The following is a 19651-nucleotide window of genomic DNA, read 5'->3' on the forward strand; positions in this document are numbered from 1 at the left end:
CGCACGATCAGGATGTCGAGACCTTCGACCAGTTCGGGCTTCAGCGACGAGGCGGCAGCCAGCGCCGGATAGCAGATTGCCGGGCGCAGGTTGGCAAACAGCTGCAGATCCTTGCGCAGGCGCAGCAGGCCCGCTTCCGGGCGAACCTCGTAAGGCACCGCATCCCACTTCGGACCGCCGACCGCGCCAAACAGAACCGCGTCGGCGGCGAGCGCCTTTGCCATGTCCTCTTCCGAGATCGCCTGGCCGTGGGCGTCATAGGCCGAACCGCCGACCAGACCCTCGTCCGTCACGAAGCCGGCTGAAAGCTCGGCATTCATGTAGGCGATGATTTTGCGGACTTCCGCCATGGCTTCCGGGCCGATGCCGTCGCCGGGCAGAAGGAAGAGGTTGCGCACAGTCATGGATAGTCCTTCTCGCGGGGGAAAACTCGGCCGCGTTCTAGCGCAACTTCGTATCGAGGGAAATCGGCGAAACGAAAGATTTGTGCGCGGCCGCGAGCGACATGTTCCCGACGGAACAACTGATCAGCCGGGGGGCTGCGATGATTTTTTCAGAAACCGCGTGCCTGTCCGGCCATCGATCCCTCGAGGAGAAAAAAACATGCGCAACTTCCTCCACGCCGTCGCCGCCCATATCCGCGCCACGACCAAGAACCTGACCTTTGCTGGCCGTCCGTCCATCCGGCGCTCACCGGCCTCGTCCTATAGCTGGCTTAGCTTTCCTCTTGACTGAATCGGTGCCTCCGGATCGAATGCGGGCAACACAACTGGGAACCCGCCATGTCCGAGACGCTGCTGATCGGAGCCTTTCTCGCCGCCCTCTCCTATGTCCTTATTCCCGGGCCGGCGTTTCTGGCGCTGCTCGGTATCGGTGCGGGCCAGGGGCGCAAGGCAGGCGCCCTGTTCATGGGTGGGCATCTTGCCGGTGACGTTCTCTGGTCGACCCTGGCGCTGGTCGCAATCGTCGGCGCCCGCTCCGTCGGAACGACGATCTTCGATATCCTCGGTCTCTTCTGCGGCGCCTATCTCGGCTGGATCGGCTGGACGGCACTGCGCGCACGCCCCGCCGGCGAAAACCGTGCGCTTGTGACAGTCGAGCGCCCTCTAAGGCGCGGACTGATTTTTGGACTCACCAATCCCAAGGGTTATCCGGTGGCGCTCGCAACCTTCACCGCGCTGCTTGCCAGTTCGGCCAACGCGCTCGAGTTCGATGCGCTGCCGGCGCTGCTCGGCGTCTCGCTGATCGGATTTCTCGTTGCCGACCTGATCCTGATCGTCATCATCGGAACGTCCGTTGTGCGGCGTTTCTACCGGCGCCACGAACTCGCGATCGTCCGGCTTTCCGGGCTTCTGTTCATCGGCTTTGCCGTTCAGGCGGTCTGGCACGCAGCCCCCGGACTTCTCGGTTTGCGCAGGCCTTGACGGCAAGCCACTGCGCGACCACCTCCATTGCCTCCGCGCCTTGATGTCATAGATCAGTGGCGCCCCTCCCCGGCCCCGCGTCGGACCGCATGCGAAAGGACTTCTGATGACCACCAGCACCCCGCTCAATCCCGCGCTCACCGCCTGGACCGGCCACGAGGGCCTGCCGCGTTTCGATCTGGTGAAGGACGAGGATTTTGCCCCGGCGTTCGACGCAGTTTTCCGGGAGCATGAGGCGGAGATCGACGCGATTGCCGAAAACCCGGCGGCGCCGACCTTCGAAAACACGATCATTGCGTTGGAGATTGCCGGCGACGGACTTTCGCGCGTATCCTCGATCTTCTGGAACAAGGCCGGCGCCGACACCAACGAGGCGATCCAGGCGCTGGAGCGCGATATCGCCCCGAAGATGTCGCGGCACTATTCGAAGATCGGCATGAATGCGGCGCTGTTCAAGCGCATCGACACGCTCTGGGAAGGGCGCGCGGCGCTCGGCCTCGATCTCGAAGCGACGCGCGTGCTCGAACGGCACTGGAAGGGCTTCGTCAAGTCCGGCGCCAAGCTCGCAAAGCCCGAGCAGGAGCGGCTGGCAGCGATCAACGAAAAGCTCGCCGGTCTCGGCGCCAAGTTCGGGCAGAACGTGCTCGCCGACGAGAAGAGCTGGGTTCTGTTCCTGGAGAGCGAGGAGCAACTCGCCGGGCTACCGGACTTCCTGCGTGACGCCATGGCAGCGGTTGCCGACGACCGCGGCCAGAAGGGGAAATACGCCGTCACCCTGTCGCGTTCGATCATCGAACCGTTCCTGACCTTCTCCGACAATCGCGAGCTGCGTGAGCAGGCCTTTCGCGCCTGGATTGCGCGCGGTGAAAACGGCGGCGAGACCGACAATCGCGGGCTGATCGCCGAGACGCTGGCGCTACGGGCGGAAAAGGCAAAGCTGCTCGGCTATGAAAACTTCGCGTCGTTGAAGCTCGACGACACCATGGCGAAGACGCCTGATGCGGTGAACGGCCTCTTGATGCAGGTATGGGAAAAGGCGGTTGCCCGTGCGCGCGAGGAAGAGGCTGAGCTTGCCCGGCTGGTTGCCGACGAGGGCCGCAATCACGACGTCATGCCCTGGGACTGGCGCCATTACGCCGAGAAGCTTAGGGCCGAGAAGTTCAATTTCTCCGAGGGCGAACTCAAGCCTTATTTGCAGCTCGAAAAGATCATCGAGGCCTGCTTCGACGTCGCCACGCGCCTGTTCGGCATTACCGCGACCGAGAAGAAGGGCATTGCCGCCTACCATCCCGACGTGCGCGTCTTCGAGATCAAGGATGCAGCCGGCAAGCTGGTGGCGCTGTTCCTCGGCGACTACTTCGCCCGGTCCTCGAAGCGTTCCGGTGCCTGGATGAGCTCGTTCCAGTCGCAGCACAAGCTCAAGCTGAAGAACGGCGCCGAGGGCGAGCTGCCGATCATCTACAACGTCTGCAATTTCGCCAAGCCCGCCGAGGGCAAGCCGGCGCTGCTGTCGCTCGACGACGCCCGCACGCTCTTCCACGAGTTCGGACACGCCTTGCATGGCATGCTATCGAACGTCACCTACCCTTCGGTGTCGGGCACGGGTGTGTCGCGCGACTTCGTCGAGCTCCCGTCGCAGCTCTACGAGCATTGGCTGACGGTGCCGGAGATCCTGAAGCGCTACGCGGTGCACTACCAGACCGGAGAGCCGATGCCGCAGGCGTTGCTCGACAAGGTGCTGGCGGCGCGAACCTTCAACTCCGGTTTTGCAACGGTCGAGTTCACCTCCTCCGCGCTGGTCGACATGGCCTACCACACGGCCGCGGTGACGGCGGAACCGATGGCGCTCGAAGCCAAGAAGCTCGACGAGATCGGCATGCCGAAATCGATCGTCATGCGCCACCGCAGCCCGCATTTCCTGCACGTCTTCTCGGGCGACGGCTACTCGGCCGGCTACTATTCCTACATGTGGTCGGAAGTGCTCGACGCGGACGCGTTCGCTGCCTTCGAGGAAACCGGCAACGCCTTCGATCCGGCGATGGCCGCCCGTCTCAAGGACAACATCTATTCGGTCGGCGGTTCGATCGATCCGGAGGACGCCTACAAGGCCTTCCGCGGCAAGCTGCCGAGCCCGGATGCGATGCTGGCGAAAAAGGGCCTGGCCGCCTGAGCCACGCCTATCTCCGATCACGCCATCCGGCGTGATCGGTTGTTCCAAAGTCCCCGCGCCGTCTCGCAAGCAGCCTCGTAGTCGTCGTGATTGCGCAGGCTGAGAAGGGCGGCAGCAGCCGTCGTGACGATGGTGGTTTCCGCGCGTTGGTCGCGGGCAGCACCGGTCCAGACGGCTTGCCAGTATTCGCGGCTGCTCAAGCCGGTGCGCGCTTCGGCTGGCGGCGCGATTTTCGCGGGAATGATGAGGTCCGATGGTTCGCCCCCGACAAGACGGAAAAGCGGCGTCTGGCGGTAGGGCGTGAACTCGGCGTGGTCGCGGGTGTTGCCGAGGATCGTCAGTTCTCTCGTTTCGAGTAATAGAGCGATGTCGCGGCTGAGCGTACGGCTCGAAGGATTGGCGACGCCGAGCAGGCTTGCCCGCCCGCCCATCGGATTGATGAGGTGAATGGCGGCGTTCAGCGGCATGCGCATCTCCATCAGCCGATAGAGCCCCAGCAGACGATAGACCTGCGGCGCAAAGGCCGAGAGCGGCAGGTAGGCGATGCCCGCCGACCCAAGTGCAGCCTTCGCCGCTGCGATCGACGTGCAGACCGGGATGCCGGCTGTGGAAGCGGCCACCTCCAGCTTGTGCCGCTCCTGACCCTCTTCACCGCAGCTTCCATGCAGTACGACGCGATGGCCGGCGTCGGCGACGAGCCGTGCCGCGTGCAGGAACCAGGGCGCAGTCTTCAATTTCGGCGAGAGGTAGCAGGGCCAGTCGAGGTCGGCAAAGCCGCCTGCCGGCTCGATTGCGCCGATATGGCGGCGAATGGCGCGCACGAAGCCGGCCACCTCCACCGCCGTCGGCCCGCGATAGTGCAGCACCGTCATCAGCGCGCCGATCTGCACCGGATCAGCCTCCCCGCCAAGGATGATCGCCAGCGCGTCCTCTGCCTCCTCTTCGCTCAAGGGCCGGCTGCGGCCGGCGCCTGTGCCGACAGTCGCGATGCAGCGGGCCAATCGTCGTTCAGGGGCGGCGTCGTCACCGATTTCGGCCAGCTTTGCGGCGAACTGTTCCGGCGCCGGCTCCCCCTCAAGCAGGCGGCTTGGCCGGACCGCCAGCGGCGGTGCGTCGGTCAAGGCCTGCCCTCCCCAACCGGCGTGACCCGTCGCTGTGGGGGCGGAGGCATTGGAGCGTGCGTCAAGCAGGGCTTCGGTCTCTGCGGCAAGTGCGCGCACGCGTAGCCGCAGAGACTCGGCTAGCGGGGTCGGGCGCAGCCCATGACCGGTGCGCAGAAACAGCGGATCGGCATAGTCCTCACGCAATTGACCGAGCAGGCGGCTCATCGCCGAGGGCTGCAGGCCGACGCTTGAGGCGGCACGGCTGACGCTGTTTTCGCGCAGCAGCGCGTCGAGCGCCACCAGTAGGCGCAGCTTGCTCAGATCCGTCTGACGTTCGTTCGAGACCGGCTTTCCAATTGCCTCGCCCGTTTGTTCTTCCGCCATGGTTCGTCCTGCCTTCCTGTCTCATCCGGCATATTCGCGGGCGCTGTTTTGCGTCGTTTCGTATTTGGAACCGTTCCAAAACAGCGTCGTTGACCGTCTCCCTCGCCAATAACTAAGTGGAGTTCATTACTCAAGATATATGCGGGGCGAAGATGATGAAGCGGATGGGGCTTGCGACCGAAACCGAGGGGCGGCGGCAAGGGGCCCGCCGGAACCGGTGCGGTCCGGCCGGATGGTCACGTCGTTTCGTCTGCGCCTGCCTTGCCGGCACGGCGTTGACAGTGCCGACGGACGCCTTGGCGCAGAAGGCCAAGGAAGAGGACAAGGAGAAAGCGACCGAGCTTGAGCAGATCGTGGTGACGGCGACCGGGTTCGAGCAGAACGTCAAGGATGCGCCGGCGAGCATCACGGTGGTCACGGGCGAAGACCTGCAGAAGCGGTCGTTCCGCGATCTCACCGATGCGCTGCGCGACGCGCAAGGGGTGGCGGTGACCGGTGTCGCAAACGAGCGCGACATCTTCATCCGCGGCCTGCCCGGCTCCTACACACTGATCCTCGTCGACGGAAAACGCCAGAGCACGCGCGACGCGCGCACCAACGGCAATTCCGGTTTCGAGCAGAGCTTCATCCCGCCCGCCGCCGCCATCGAGCGCATCGAGATCGTGCGCGGCCCGATGTCGTCGCTCTACGGTTCCGATGCCATGGGTGGCGTCATCAACATCATCACCCGCAAGGTCGCCGATAGCTGGACCGGTTCGTTCACGACAGACGGCACGATGCAGCAGCATAGGCAGTTCGGCAATTCTGGCCAGATGTCGTTCTACACCAGCGGCCCGATCCTGAAAGATACGCTCGGCGTGCAGATCTGGGGCCGCGGCCTGAAGCGCAGTGAGGACAAGTTCCTGTCCGGCATCACCGGCGCGAAGGAGCACGATCTGACGGCGCGGCTTTCCTATACGCCAAACGAGGATCACGACTTCTTCCTGGAAGGCGGCACGGCGAGGCTGAAGCGCGACGCCAATGTCGGTAACACCATTGCCCCCGGGCCGCGCGCCGTCAGTACCTACAACGAAAACGACCGCGATCATTGGTCGTTTTCCCATACCGGGCGCTGGGGACCTACGACGTCCGACTTCTCGATCCTGCAGGAATGGGCGGAGCGGCGGAACTACAATTACAGCCAGGCGGATGGCCGTTTCATCAAGCAGCCACGCGCACCCGAAGTCCGCAACACCGTCATCGACGGCAAGTTCACCACCCCTTTCGATCTCGGCGGCAGCCACACGCTGGTGACCGGCGGGCAATATTTCGAGGCGCGGCTGTCCGACCAGAATCCGGGTCGACGCACGGGCAAAAACGAAACTTTCTCGGCCACCCAATGGGCGCTGTTTGCCGAGGACGAATGGCGCATGGTCGATGACTTCGCGCTGACCACCGGCCTGCGTCTCGATCACCATGAAGAATATGGCTACCACCTGAGCCCGCGCATCTATGGCGTCTGGAACGCGACCGACATGCTGACGGTGAAGGGCGGCGTGTCCACCGGCTTCCGCGCGCCCGATATCCGCAGCATCGCCCCGGGCTATGCCTACACCACCGGCGGCGGCGGTTGCACCTACGGGCCGACCGGCACCTGCGGCGTCATCATCGCGGACCCGAACCTGAAGGCCGAATCGAGCACCAGCTATGAAATCGGCGCGGTCTGGGACAATGGCGATGTCATCCTCGGCGGAACCTATTTCTACACGGACTTCCGGGACAAGATCGCCAACATGCCGGTGTTGGATGCCTCGGGTAATCCGGTCCGTTGGAGCGAGGATCCGAACTACCGCCTCTGGTACAACTACAACATCGACGACGCGATTATCCAGGGTGTGGAACTGACGGCGACCTGGAACGCGACCCCGGATCTGACACTTCGCGCCAGCTATACCTATACGCAGTCGGAACAGCAGACCGGAGATTTTGCCGGCTTCCCGCTGGCGCGCACACCGGAGCACATGGCCAATCTGAGAGCTGACTGGTTCACGCCGGTCGAAGGGCTCGAGGCCTGGGCCTCGGTCAACTATCACGGCGAAGAAATCTCCGCCGGCCCGCGTGTCTCGACCACCAGCGGCAAGCCTGTGAAGATCAACGGCAAAACGGGTTACAAGTATGATGCCTACACCACCGTCGATATCGGCACGAAATATGATGTCGGCGAAGGCCTGACGCTGAACGCAGCCGTCTACAACCTTTTCGACAAGGAAGTGGAGCCGACCGATTTCAATGCCGTCGGGGAAGGTCGCCGGTTCTGGCTGAGCCTGACGGCGACATTCTGATTATCCGGCCGGTCCCTGCCCGGCTTCAGATCGAGAACAGACGGCGCCTTCCGGGCGCCGTCTGGCTTTTCTCAGGCGCCCGTCTTTCTCAAGCGTTTTGGTCGACGCCAAAAGTCGATAGCAGGCTTTTCATCCGCTGCGCCGCCAGTTCCGGCCGGTCGAGTACATTTGCGCGGTCGGCGAGGCGGAAGATATCGGCATAGTGCAGCGCCCCGCGGGCGGACTGCATGCCGGCCGGCATGGTGAAGTGGCGCTGGTGCCCGTTCAGCCAGGCGAGGAGAACGACGCCGGCCTTGTAGTATTGCGTTGGCGCTTCGAAGATCTTGCGGGACAGCGGCACGGTCGGCTCGATCACGCCGCGGAAGGTCGCTAGATCGCCTTTCGCGAGTGCCGCCAAGGCCTTGGAGGCAGAGGGCGCCACCGCATCGAAGATGCCGAGCAGCGCGTGGCTATACTTCGTGCCGTCGCCTTCGATCAGTTCGGCATAGTTGAAGTCGTCGCCGGTGAAGCAGAGCACGCCTTCGGGCAGGCGATTGCGCAGTGCCACTTCCTTGGTGTTATCGAGCAGCGAGATCTTGATGCCCTCGACCTTGTCGCGGTTGGCCTCGATGATCGACAGCACCGTATCGAGCGCCTTGTCGAAATCCTCCGAACCCCAGTAGCCCCGAAGCTGCGGATCGAACATGTCGCCGAGCCAGTGCAGCACCACCTTGTGCCTGGCCTGGCCGAGGATGCGGCCATAGACGTGGCGATAGTCGTCGGCGGAACGGGCGACGCGGGCAAGCGCCCGGCTTGCCATCATGATCGCCCTGCCCCCCTCGCCTTCTACGAAGCCGACCTGTTCCTCATAGGCCGCAATCACGTCGTCCAGGGACCGCGCGTCTGCCGGGGCGAGATGATCGGTGCCGGCGCCGCAGGCAAGATCAGCGCCCGGCACCTGCCGAGCATCGCTCAGCGCGCGGCGGATCAGTTCCTGCGCGCCCGGCCAGGCAAGGCCCATGCCGCGCTGGGCCGTGTCCATCGCCTCGGCGATCTTGAAGCCCAGGCTCCAGAGGTGATGGCGAAACGCCATGGTCGCGTCCCAGTCGATCGCCGGATTGCCCCAGGGATCGAGGTCGCCAAGCGGATCCGAAACCACGTGGGCAGCCGCATAGGCGATGCGGTTGAAGATCGGCGGCGTGCTGGGCCGTTCGATCGGCGTTCCGGTCAGACGATACTGTTCAAGCGAACCGTCTTTGCACGGCAGCGTCAGGCTTGTCATTGGGGTTGGTCTCCTCCGCGGACGTTTGTCTTGGAATACTTTGGATCGTTCCAAATGGCAAGCGACAATGTTTTTCAGGCGAGGCGCCTCTCCTCCGAGTGAATGCATATTTTCGATATTATTATTGAAATTCAATCAAATAATCTGTCTATCGCGCGAATCTTAACGTCTCTCTGGACGTCTTGTCTCTGCGCCGGGCGCGGCCGGACCGGAAAAAAGTGATCAGCTAACTCTTGACGAAATTGGAACGTTCCAATTATGAAAGAGAAAAGCAGGCAGAAGAATTCGGGAGGATGCTGTGGTCAAGGAGAGGGTAACGGTCATCGATATTGCGCGCGCCGCCGGCGTGTCGAAGTCGACCGTGTCGCTCGTTCTTCAAGGCAGCTCGCTCGTCAACGAGACGACGCGCGCCAAGGTGAATGCCGCCATCCGCGATCTTGGTTACGTCTATAACCGTAGCGCCGCCAACCTTCGCCAGGCGAAGTCCAAGATCATTGGCATCGTCGTCAACGATCTCACCAACAGCTTCTTTGCCGAGCTCGCCGTCGGCGTCGATGCGGTCGTGCAGTCTGCGGGCTTCGTGCAGTTCCTCGCCAACACCGGTGAGAAGATCGAGCGCCAGCGCGAAGTTGTGGCGTCCATGCGTGAGCACGGCGTTTCCGGCCTGATCGTCTCCCCGGCGCGCGGCACGGAAGCGGCCGATCTCGCGCCGCTGGTCGAGAGCGGCATTCCGGTCGTGCTCGTCGTTCGCGACATCGCGGGTGCCGAGGTGTCATCGCTGATCTCCGACAATCATGCCGGCGCCATGGCTGCCGTGCGTCACCTGATCGAGCGCGGCCACCAGCGCATCGCCTTCCTCGGCGGTTTTCCGGATACGGCCGTTTTCGAGGCGCGCATGCGCGGCTACCGTGATGCTCTTGTGGAGGCTGGCATGCCGGTTTCCGACGCGCTTATCATCGGTTCGGCGCCGTCGCGCGCCGGTGGGGTGACCGCGGTGGAGCAGGCGATGATGCTCGCCGACCGGCCGACGGCCGCACTCTGCTTCAACGATGCGGTCGCCTTCGGCGTTTGCGATGGTCTCCGGGCCCGGCGGCTTGAACCGGGCGCAGACTTCGCCGTCATCGGTTTCGACGACGTGATCGAGGCGAAGACGGCGGTGCCGGCGCTGACGACGGTGTCCGTCGATCCGCAAGGCATGGGTCAGCGGGCCGCCGAGCTGCTGTTGAAGCAGATCAAGGCCGGCAAGGCGGAGCCGGAAACGATCGTCGGTTCGGTTCGTCTCGTGGTTCGCCAGAGCTGCGGCGCCGCGGTGGAAAGAAAAAGGGAGGCACTGGCATGACGCGTTGGGGTCTGATCGGCGCAAGCACGATTGCGCGTGAATGGGTGATCGGCGCGATCCGCGCCGCCGGAGGCGAGGTCGTTTCGGTCATGAGCACCAGCGCCGAACGTGGTGCGGCCTATGCCGAAGAGAACGGGATTCCGAAGTCGGTGACATCTGTCGCGGACCTGGTCGGCGATCCCGATGTCGATGCCGTCTATGTCTCCACCACCAATGAACTGCATCGCGAGCAGACGCTGGCGGCGATCGCTGCCGGCAAACACGTGCTCTGCGAAAAGCCGCTGGCGATGACGCTGGAGGATGCGCGCGACATGGTGGGCGCAGCGCAGGAAGCGGGTGTCGTTCTTGCTACCAACCACCACCTGCGCAATGCCGCGAGCCACCGCGCAATGCGCGATGCGATCGCCGAGGGCAGGATAGGCCGGCCGATTGCAGCCCGCGTCTTCCACGCCGTCTATCTGCCGCCGCATCTCCAGGGCTGGCGACTGGAGAGGCCGGATGCCGGCGGCGGCGTCATTCTCGACATCACTGTGCATGACGCCGATACGCTACGCTTCATCCTCAACGACGATCCGATCGAGGCCGTTGCCATCAGCCACAGTGCCGGCATGGGCAAGGAAGGCCTGGAGGATGGTGTCATGGGTGTCATCCACTTCCGCTCCGGCGTCATCGCTCAGTTCCACGATGCCTTCACCACCAAATACGCCGAGACCGGTCTTGAGGTGCATGGCACCGAAGGATCGCTGATCGGCCGCAACGTGATGACGCAGAAGCCGACAGGCACGGTGACGCTGCGCAACGCCGATGGCGAGAGCGAGCTGACGCTCGACCATGCCAATCTCTACGAAACCGCACTTTCCGCCTTCCATGCTGCCGTCAGGGGCGAAGGCCGTGCTTCGGCGACAGGCGAAGACGGCGTCTGGTCGCTGGCAACGGGCCTTGCCGTCGTCAAGGCGGCGGCCACCGGCCAGGCGGTAGCGATCGAAACGGGACTTTGAACGGATGTCGACGAACAAGCATATCTCGCCGGCCGAAGCGGCCGCTTTGATCCCGGATGGCGCGGTGGTTTCCGTCTCGTCGTCCAGCGGACTCGGTTGCCCGGACCTGATGCTCAAGGCCATCGGGGAGCGTTTCGAGACGACCGGCCATCCGCGCGACCTGACGACACTGCACCCGATTGCCGCCGGCGACATGAGCGGCATCAAGGGTGTCGATTACATCGCCAAGAAAGGTCTGCTGAAGAAAATCATCGGCGGCTCCTATCCCTCCGGCCCGTCGAGCGCGGAACCGCCGCTGATCTGGCAGATGATCGGCGCCAATGAAGTGGCCGCCTACAACGTCCCCTCCGGCATCCTCTTCGACATGCACCGCGAGGCGGCGGCCAAGCGGCCGGGCGTGATGACCAAGGTCGGTCTCGACACCTTCGTCGACCCGTCGCGCGAAGGCTGCGCCATGAACGCTTCTGCTGCGGCCGAGCCGGTGGTGAAGAAGGTCTCGTTCGAAGGCGAGGACTGGCTCTATTTCAAGGCGATCGCGCCGCAGGTGGCAATCATCCGCGCGACGACGGCCGACGAGCGCGGCAACCTCACCTATGAACACGAGGGCGCCTATCTCGGCGGTCTCGACCAGGCGCTCGCCGCCCGCAACAGCGGCGGTATCGTCATTGCCCAGGTCAAACGCATCACCAAGGAAGGCTCGCTGAAGCCGCACGACGTGCGGGTTCCCGGCGTGCTTGTCGACTACATCGTCGTCGATCCCGACCAGAAGCAGACGACGCAGACGCTCTACGATCCGGCGATCTCCGGCGAGATCTTCCGGCCGCTCGACAGCTTCCGGGTGCCGGAATTCAATATCCAGAAGGTGATTGCCCGCCGCGTGGCGCAGGAGCTGCAAGCCGGCAGCGCCGTCAATCTGGGCTTCGGCATTTCGGCCAATGTGCCGCGCATCCTGCTCGAAGAAGGGCTGCATGGTGCGGTCACCTGGGTGATCGAGCAGGGTGCGGTCGGCGGCGTGCCGCTTCTCGACTTTGCCTTCGGCTGCGCTTCTAATGCCGATGCCTTCATGCCCTCGCCCTACCAGTTCACCTACTTCCAGGGTGCGGGCTTCGATGCCTCGCTGCTTTCCTTCCTCGAGATCGACCGCCACGGCTCGGTCAACGTCTCGAAACTCTCCTTCCGCCCGCATGTGACGGCCGGTGCCGGCGGTTTCGTCGACATCACCGCGCGGGCGAAGAAGATCGTCTTCTCCGGCATGTTCAATGCCGGCGCCAAGCTTTCGGTCGCCGACGGCAGGCTGGTGATCGAGAAGGAAGGCAAGCTCAAGAAGCTGGTCAACGAAGTCGAGCACGTCACCTTCTCCGGCCGCCGCGGTATCGAGCAGGGCCAGGACATCACCTATGTGACCGAACGCTGCGTAATGAAGCTGACGCCCGAGGGCGTGATGCTGACCGAGATCGCGCCTGGCGTTGATCTGCAGACGCATATTCTCGACCAGTCGGAATTCCCGCTGATCGTTTCCGACAGGCTGAAGACCATGGACGCAGCGCTGTTCCAGGAAGCGTTGATCGGATTGGAGCTGCCGAAAAAGCCGGCGCGCCGGCTTCAGGGAGGCGGTCGTGGCTGAGGGTCGTATTCGCATCGAGGTTGATGGGCCGATCGCGACCATGACGGTCGCCCGTCCAGACAAGCTCAACGCCTTCGACATCGACATGCTGAAGGCGCTCGCAGCCGCCTGCGATACGGTCGAGGCTGACCGCAACGTACGCGTCGTCATCCTGACCGGCGAGGGCAAGGCGTTTTCCGCCGGTGGCGACATCAAGGCCTGGGGCGGCATGGATGCGCCTGAATTCGGGCATGACTGGGTGCGCTTCGGCCATCGCGTGTTCGAGCGGCTGGCGACCCTGCGCATGCCTGTCATTGCGGCCCTCAACGGCCACGCGCTCGGCGGCGGGCTGGAGCTTGCGGGGGCCGCCGATATCCGGCTGGCCGAGGCGCAGATCAAGATCGGCCTGCCGGAGACGAGCCTCGGCATGGTGCCGGGATGGTCGGGCACGCAGCGCCTGGTCTCGCGTTTTGGTGCCCAGATTGTCAGGCGCATGGTGCTTGGCGGCGAGATGTTCTCGGCCGAGACTGCCCTCAAGGAAGGCCTGGTCGATGCAGTCGTCGAGACCGGGACGGTACTTACCGCCGCCCGTGATTATGCGGCGCGGGTCGCCAAGCGTGGCCCTGCGGCGCTCGAAATTTCGAAACTGATGCTCGCTTCGGCGAATGGCGAAGACAACGGATCTGCGGTCGAGGCACTCGGCTCGATCCTCGTCGCCAAGACCGGCGACCTCAAAGAAGGCGTCGCCGCCTTCACCGAGAAGCGTGAAGCCCAATTCAAGGGAGAATGGTAATGACCGTGCTCGTGAAACCCAAGCCGATCGAAGGCCACAAGGTTCGCGCCTTCCAGATGCTGATCGACGGCAAGTGGGTGGACAGCGCCGAAGGGCGCACGATCGAGCGTGTGGCGCCGGGCCATGGCGTCGTTGTCAGCCGCTATCAGGCCGGCACCAAGGCCGACGCTGAAAAAGCGATTGCCACCGCCCGCCGTGCCTTCGACGAAGGTAGCTGGCCGCGCATGACCGCTTCACAGCGTTCGCTGGTGCTTTTGCGTGCCGCCGACATCATTGCCGAGCGCGCCGATGAGCTTGCCTATCTCGATGCGATCGAGTCCGGCAAGCCGATCAGCCAGGCCAAGGGCGAACTTGGCGGTGCCGCCGATATCTGGCGCTACGCCGCGGCTCTCGCCCGCGATCTGCATGGTGAAAGCTACAACACGCTCGGTGACGGTACACTTGGTGTCGTGCTGCGCGAGGCGATCGGTGTCGTCTCGATCATCACGCCCTGGAATTTCCCGTTCCTTATCGTCAGCCAGAAGCTGCCCTTTGCGCTGGCCGCCGGCTGCACCACGGTGGTCAAGCCGTCGGAACTGACCTCGGCCTCGACGCTGCTGCTCGGCGAGATCCTCGAAGCCGCCGGTGTTCCCGCCGGCGTCGTCAACATCATCACCGGCACGGGGCCGGAGGTCGGCGCGCCGATGACGACGCATCCGGATGTCGACATGGTGTCCTTCACCGGCTCGACCGGCGTCGGCCGCCTGACCATGGCCAATGCTGCACAGACGCTGAAGAAGGTCTCGCTGGAGCTCGGCGGCAAAAACCCGCAGATCGTCTTTCCGGACGCCAATCTCGATGAGTTCATCGATGCCGCAGTGTTCGGCGCTTACTTCAATGCCGGCGAATGCTGCAATGCCGGTTCGCGCCTGATCCTGCATCGCGATATCGCCGACGAGGTGACGCGCCGCATCGCCGAACTTTCTGCCAAGGTCAAGGTCGGCGATCCGCTTGATCCGGAAACCCAGGTGGGCGCCATCATCACGCCGCAGCATCTGGAAAAGATTGCCGGCTATGTTTCTGCCGCTTCCAGGGACGGTGCAGCGGTCGCTCATGGCGGCACGGCGCTCGATCTCGGCATGGGCCAGTTCATGGCGCCGACGATCCTTTCTTCCGTGCGGCCGGACATGGCAGTGGCGCGGGAAGAAGTGTTCGGGCCGGTTCTTTCCGTTTTGACCTTCGAGACGACCGAGGAGGCGATCCGCATTGCCAATGCGATCGACTACGGCCTTTCGGCCGGCGTCTGGAGCCGTGACTTCGACACCTGCCTGACGATTGGCCGCCGCGTGCGCGCGGGCACCATCTGGATGAACACCTTCATGGACGGTGCGTCGGAACTGCCCTTTGGCGGCTACCGCCAGTCCGGCCTCGGCCGCGAACTCGGCCGGCATTCGGTCGAGGATTATACCGAGACCAAGACGCTCAACATGCATATGGGACCGCGCACCGGCTGGTGGATGCCGCGCTAAGGCTGGATCAGAGGGAGAGACGACATGCGGACGACGGGGAGAACATTGGGGCAGGAGGCAGCGTCACGCGACGCCGTCCTGCACGCCGTGTTCGCCCGCTCAGCCGGCCGTGCCGAAGCTCGATGGGATCTGCGGACAGAGCAGCAGCTGGAGCTTGCTGATGTCGCTCTCGCCGCCGATCTTCTGCAGGAGCACCCGGCCCATGTCCTCGCCGGTCGCTGTCAGGTCTTCGTAGATGGTTTCGACCTGCGGCTGGATGGCGCTCAAGAGGTGCGAGGTCTGCTTGGCGACGATGTCGTATTCGCGTCCGAGCGTGAGGCCGCAATCGCTCATGCCGGTGATGGTCGCCAGCGCACAGACCTCGCCGCCGCACATGAAGCTATCCGGCGGATCGGGCTCGGCATAGCGCTGGCGCACACGGTCGCGGATCGCGCCGGCGGGGCTGTCGAGGTCGATGCCCGAGAGGATCTCGTAGGCGCAGCCGGCCTCGCGCACGGCGGTCATGAAGCCGTGTTGCAGATGGCCCGCAAAGGTGAAATCGGCGGGACCGCTGATCAGCGCGGGCTTGCGCCTGCCCTTGGCGATCAGGCGCTTCGTCGCCTGGTAGGAGAAGGTGAAGTTGTCGTAGTCGACATAGGGATGCGGGGTGGAAAGCTCCGTGCGCCCATGGGTGACGAAGGGAAAGCCGAGATCGGACAGCAATCGGACGCGGGGATCGAGCGGTTCCGTGCGCGAGAAGATCAGGCCGTCGGCCATCGCGTTGCGGGTGATGTAGTTGACCGCTTCGACATTTGTCGAGTTGAGGAAGTTCGGCATGACGATCAGGTGAAAGGCGGTGCCCTGCAGCGCCTTGGCGATGCCGCTCATGATCGAGGTGCCGTAGCCGAGAATTTCCTCATGTGGATCGAGCAGCACGCCGATGACATTGGTGCGGCCAGTCTTCAGGCGCTGGGCGGCACGGTCGGGCGAATAGCCGATCTCGTCGGCGACCTCGCGCACCCGCTTGCGGGTTTCGATGGAGATCTGCGGCGCATCGGACAGCGCGCGCGAGACGGTGGTGACCGCAAGGCCGGTGATTTCCGCGATCGTGCGAAGGGTCGGCTTGCCGCGCTTGACGGTGGCACCGCTGTCTTCGTGGTGGGCGGGCTTGGAGGGATCGGCCAATGCTAGTCATCCTGAGAGCGGGCAAGAGCGGGTTTTGTAACGTGGTGCGAACGCTTAGGCAATCGAATCATGAAAACGTTTTAAATCTCGCATCGCGGCATGGATTGCTGCGCTGCAATAGCTAATGTGAGCTATATAATTCAGTAAATTCAAACGGTTCCGAAGGTGCTAAAGTACAAAATGGCGGAATGCTTGACTTGCTGAATTTATAACGTTTTAAATGGCCAGCCGCTGGCTGAAGCGGCGCGAATTCCGGGGTGGAGGAGGTTCCGCCTCGTTAACTTGCAAACGGGAGGAAAACGATGCGCAAGTTGATGACGACGACGGCCGTTGTGGCGCTGATGATGGCGGCCACCGCCGCACGCGCAGCCGAAAATGTGGAAGTTCTGCACTGGTGGACATCCGGTGGCGAAGCCGCCGCACTCGACGTTCTGAAGAAGGATCTGGAAAGCAAGGGCATCACCTGGACCGACATGCCGGTTGCCGGTGGTGGCGGTACGGAAGCCATGACGGTGCTGCGCGCGCGCGTCACCGCGGGCAACGCTCCGACCGCCGTGCAGATGCTCGGCTTCGACATTCTCGACTGGGCCAAGGAAGGCGCACTCGGCAACCTCGACGAGACGGCTTCCAAGGAAGGCTGGGACAAGGTGATCCCGACCGCCCTGCAGCAGTTCTCGAAGTATGACGGCCACTGGATCGCAGCACCGGTCAACGTGCATTCGACCAACTGGGTCTGGATCAACAAGGCCGCCCTCGACAAGGCTGGCGGCAAGGAGCCGACCAACTGGGACGAACTGGTTGCCCTGCTCGACAACTTCAAGGCTCAGGGCATCACGCCGATCGCCCATGGCGGCCAGCCCTGGCAGGATGCGACGATCTTCGACGCCGTCGTGCTTTCGCTCGGCACCGACTTCTACAAGCAGGCTTTCATCGACCTCGACCCGGCAGCGCTCGGCGGCGACAAGATGAAGGAAGCCTTCGACCGCATGACGAAGCTGCGCTCCTATGTCGACGACAACTTCTCCGGCCGTGACTGGAACCTCGCTTCCGCTATGGTCATCGAGAACAAGGCCGGCCTGCAGTTCATGGGCGACTGGGCCAAAGGCGAGTTCCTGAAGGCGAAGAAGGTGCCGGGCACCGATTTCGTCTGCATGCGCTTCCCGGGTACGCAAGGGTCCGTGACCTTCAACTCCGACCAGTTCGCGATGTTCAAGGTTGCCGACGACAAGGTTCCCGCACAGCTCGCCATGGCTTCGGCGATCGAAAGCCCGACCTTCCAGTCGGCCTTCAACGTCGTTAAGGGCTCGGTCCCGGCCCGCACCGACGTTCCGGACACGGCCTTCGACGATTGCGGCAAGAAGGGCATCAAGGACCTGGCGGAAGCCAACACCAACGGCAAGCTCTTCGGCTCCATGGCCCATGGCCATGCCAATCCGGCTGCCGTCAAGAACGCGATCTACGACGTCGTGACGCGTGAGTTCAACGGCGAACTGACGTCCGAAGAGGCCGTCAAGGAACTGGTCTCGGCCGTCGAGGCCGCGAAGTAACGGGCTCGCTCCGGGGCGCGTACTGCATAATTCCTTAGATCCGCATGGATTTAAGGACAAAATTATGCAGCAACTTAGGTGTTGCAGCGACCTTAGCGTGTCTTGCGAGACACGCGGCGCTGCTAGGCGCCCCGGACACCCCATTCCGACATGCAGGCGCCGTCGAACCACCGTGGCCAACAGGACGCGGGGAGGGGCGCTTTGATACCCAGAACCTCGCGCGGATGCCGATATCAGGGTTGTGCCCGACGGCCGCGCCAGAAGTGGTGAACGTTCATGGATAGCCGCAGTCGCCTGCAGGACCTGATACCGAAGCTGGTGCTTGCCCCGAGCTTCCTCATCGTCCTGATCTTTGTCTATGGTTTCATCGCCTATACCGGCTTTCTGTCGATGACGGACAGCAAGATGCTGCCGTCCTACAATTTCGTCGGTTTGAGCAACTATACGAAGCTGTGGGCGCTGCCGCACTGGTGGCGGGCGGTGAGCAACCTGGCGATCTTCGCCGCACTTTATATCGCCATCTGCTCGGTGCTTGGCCTCGGGCTGGCGATCCTGCTCGACCAGAAGATCCGCGCTGAAGGGTTCCTGCGGCCGATCTATCTCTATCCGATGGCGCTTTCCTTCATCGTGACCGGTACGGCCTGGAAGTGGTTCCTCGATCCCGGCATCGGCCTTGAGAACACCATGCACCTCTGGGGCTGGGAGAGCTTCTCGTTCAACTGGATCAAGGACCGCAACTACGCGATCTACTGCGTCGTCATCGCGGCGGTCTGGCAGTCGACCGGCTTCATCATGGCGATGTTCCTGGCCGGCCTTCGCGGCGTCGACAACGAGATCATCAAGGCGGCCCAGATCGACGGCGCCAAGACCTCGACGATCTATCGCCGGATCATCATTCCCTTGATGCGGCCGGTGTTTCTCTCGGCTTTCGTCGTGCTCGCGCATCTGGCGATCAAGGCCTACGACCTGATCATCGCGCTCACCGGTGGCGGCCCCGGCCAGGCGACCGAGCTGCCGGCGACCTTCATGTATTCCTACACCTTCACCCGCAACCAGATGGGCATCGGCGCGTCCTCGGCGATCATCATGCTGGTGATGATCTTCTCGATCATCGTTCCCTATCTCTATTCCGAAATCCGGGGAGCAAAACGCTGATGAGCGCTCCGAGCCCAGACAACATCATCTCGCACAACCGCCTCACCCGCGCGTTGATCTACACCGCGCTGATCCTCTTTGCGCTCTATTCGCTGCTGCCGCTCTATGTGATGCTGGTGAACTCGGTGAAGCCGCTCGACGAGATCCGCCAGGGCGGCATGCTCAACCTGCCGCAGACCTTTACGCTGGAGCCCTGGCTTCAGGCCTGGTCGACGGCACAGATCGGCGTGCAGCCCACCGGCCTGAAACCCTTCTTCATCAACTCGATCCTGATGGTCGTTCCGGCCGTGGCGATCTCGACGATCATCGGTGCGCTGAACGGCTACGTGCTGACGAAGTGGCGCTTTCCCGGTGCCAACATCTTCTTCGCCATGCTGCTTCTGTCCTGCTTCATCCCGTTCCAGATCGTGCTGATCCCGATGGCGCGCATCCTTGGCATCCTGGGGCTCGCCGGTTCGATCTGGGGCCTGATTTTCGTCCACGTGATTTACGGCCTCGGCTTCACGACGCTCTATTTCCGCAACTACTACGAGGCCTTCCCGACCGAGCTGGTGCGCGCAGCGCAGATCGACGGCGCCAGCTTCTTCCAGATCTTCTGGCGCATCCTGCTGCCGTCGTCCGGTCCGATCATCGTCGTTTCGGTCATCTGGCAGTTCACCAACATCTGGAACGACTTCCTGTTCGGCGCGTCCTTCTCCGGCCCCTATTCGACGCCGATGACGGTCGCGCTCAACAACCTCGTTTCGTCCTCGACAGGCGTCAAGGAATACAACGTCCACTTCGCGGGCGCGATCCTCGCCGCCTTGCCAACGCTCATCGTCTACATCGTGTCCGGCCGCTACTTCGTTCGCGGCCTGATGTCGGGCGCCGTGAAAGGATAA

Annotated in this window: 16 protein-coding genes; 12 read left to right on the forward strand and 4 right to left on the reverse strand. The window is 63.3% G+C overall.

Annotation, left to right across the window (positions count from 1 at the left end; all coding sequences use genetic code 11):
• On the reverse strand, positions 1–404 hold a 404-nt coding region (locus M2267_RS21160; RefSeq protein WP_429116896.1), incomplete at its 3' end, for an isocitrate/isopropylmalate family dehydrogenase.
• A gap of 199 nt (positions 405–603) precedes the next feature.
• Between M2267_RS21160 and M2267_RS21165 the strand changes: the two genes are divergently transcribed.
• The 3 genes from M2267_RS21165 to M2267_RS21175 all read left to right on the forward strand — a co-directional run bounded on the left by M2267_RS21165 (position 604) and on the right by M2267_RS21175 (position 3594).
• Positions 604–735: a hypothetical protein gene (locus M2267_RS21165; RefSeq protein WP_402325968.1), complete on the forward strand. Its 132-nt coding sequence runs from the start codon at positions 604–606 to the stop codon at positions 733–735.
• A gap of 47 nt (positions 736–782) precedes the next feature.
• The gene (locus tag M2267_RS21170; protein ID WP_034803056.1) at positions 783–1424 is read left to right on the forward strand and encodes a LysE family translocator; all 642 of its coding nucleotides are present in this window, start codon (positions 783–785) and stop codon (positions 1422–1424) included.
• A 106-nt stretch (positions 1425–1530) separates the two neighbouring features.
• Complete coding sequence (locus tag M2267_RS21175; RefSeq protein WP_429116899.1) at positions 1531–3594, forward strand: M3 family metallopeptidase; 2064 nt, start codon at positions 1531–1533, stop codon at positions 3592–3594.
• A gap of 17 nt (positions 3595–3611) precedes the next feature.
• Here the strand turns inward: M2267_RS21175 and M2267_RS21180 are convergent, their stop codons facing one another.
• The gene (locus M2267_RS21180) at positions 3612–5081 is read right to left on the reverse strand and encodes a glycosyl transferase family protein (protein ID WP_429116902.1); all 1470 of its coding nucleotides are present in this window, start codon (positions 5079–5081) and stop codon (positions 3612–3614) included.
• A gap of 152 nt (positions 5082–5233) precedes the next feature.
• On the opposite strand from M2267_RS21180, the gene M2267_RS21185 reads away from it, so the two are divergent.
• Positions 5234–7402 (forward strand): TonB-dependent receptor domain-containing protein, encoded by a 2169-nt coding sequence (locus M2267_RS21185; protein ID WP_429116904.1) that lies wholly within the window; start codon positions 5234–5236, stop codon positions 7400–7402.
• 88 nt (positions 7403–7490) lie between these two features.
• Here M2267_RS21185 and M2267_RS21190 read toward each other — a convergent pair whose 3' ends face one another.
• Entirely contained in the window at positions 7491–8663 is a 1173-nt protein-coding gene (locus M2267_RS21190) for a dihydrodipicolinate synthase family protein (RefSeq protein ID WP_429116907.1), read from the reverse strand.
• Between the two features lie 298 nt (positions 8664–8961).
• Between M2267_RS21190 and M2267_RS21195 the strand changes: the two genes are divergently transcribed.
• Genes M2267_RS21195 through M2267_RS21215 form a run of 5 tightly spaced genes read left to right on the forward strand, consistent with a single transcriptional unit; the run spans position 8962 to position 14904 of the window.
• Entirely contained in the window at positions 8962–10002 is a 1041-nt protein-coding gene (locus M2267_RS21195) for a LacI family DNA-binding transcriptional regulator (RefSeq protein ID WP_429116910.1), read from the forward strand.
• Positions 9999–11000 carry a Gfo/Idh/MocA family protein gene (locus M2267_RS21200; RefSeq protein WP_429116913.1) on the forward strand — a complete coding sequence of 334 codons (1002 nt, stop codon included), beginning with the start codon at positions 9999–10001 and terminating at the stop codon, positions 10998–11000. The genes M2267_RS21195 and M2267_RS21200 overlap by 4 nt, the downstream gene beginning before the upstream one ends.
• Positions 11001–11004: 4 nt before the next feature.
• Complete coding sequence (locus M2267_RS21205) at positions 11005–12624, forward strand: acyl CoA:acetate/3-ketoacid CoA transferase (RefSeq protein WP_429116916.1); 1620 nt, start codon at positions 11005–11007, stop codon at positions 12622–12624.
• Positions 12617–13396 carry an enoyl-CoA hydratase/isomerase family protein gene (locus tag M2267_RS21210; protein ID WP_429116919.1) on the forward strand — a complete coding sequence of 260 codons (780 nt, stop codon included), beginning with the start codon at positions 12617–12619 and terminating at the stop codon, positions 13394–13396. The genes M2267_RS21205 and M2267_RS21210 overlap by 8 nt, the downstream gene beginning before the upstream one ends.
• A complete protein-coding gene (locus M2267_RS21215) occupies positions 13396–14904 on the forward strand; it encodes an aldehyde dehydrogenase family protein (protein WP_429116921.1) in 1509 nt (502 codons plus the stop codon). Before M2267_RS21210 ends, M2267_RS21215 begins: the two co-directional genes overlap by 1 nt.
• Positions 14905–15003: 99 nt before the next feature.
• On the opposite strand, the gene M2267_RS21220 is transcribed toward M2267_RS21215, so the two are convergent.
• A complete protein-coding gene (locus M2267_RS21220; protein ID WP_043625407.1) occupies positions 15004–16068 on the reverse strand; it encodes a LacI family transcriptional regulator in 1065 nt (354 codons plus the stop codon).
• Between the two features lie 314 nt (positions 16069–16382).
• Here M2267_RS21220 and M2267_RS21225 point away from each other — a divergent pair, with 314 nt between their 5' ends.
• The 3 genes from M2267_RS21225 (at position 16383) to M2267_RS21235 (ending at position 19651) form a co-directional block, all read left to right on the forward strand.
• Positions 16383–17615, forward strand: coding sequence for an ABC transporter substrate-binding protein (locus M2267_RS21225; protein ID WP_371258915.1), 1233 nt, complete (start codon positions 16383–16385; stop codon positions 17613–17615).
• 276 nt (positions 17616–17891) lie between these two features.
• Complete coding sequence (locus tag M2267_RS21230; RefSeq protein ID WP_043625400.1) at positions 17892–18770, forward strand: carbohydrate ABC transporter permease; 879 nt, start codon at positions 17892–17894, stop codon at positions 18768–18770.
• Positions 18770–19651 carry a carbohydrate ABC transporter permease gene (locus tag M2267_RS21235; RefSeq protein ID WP_043625398.1) on the forward strand — a complete coding sequence of 294 codons (882 nt, stop codon included), beginning with the start codon at positions 18770–18772 and terminating at the stop codon, positions 19649–19651. The genes M2267_RS21230 and M2267_RS21235 overlap by 1 nt, the downstream gene beginning before the upstream one ends.

It is taken from the genome of Ensifer sp. KUDG1, assembly GCF_050434285.1.
Classification (GTDB): Bacteria; Pseudomonadota; Alphaproteobacteria; order Rhizobiales; family Rhizobiaceae; genus Ensifer.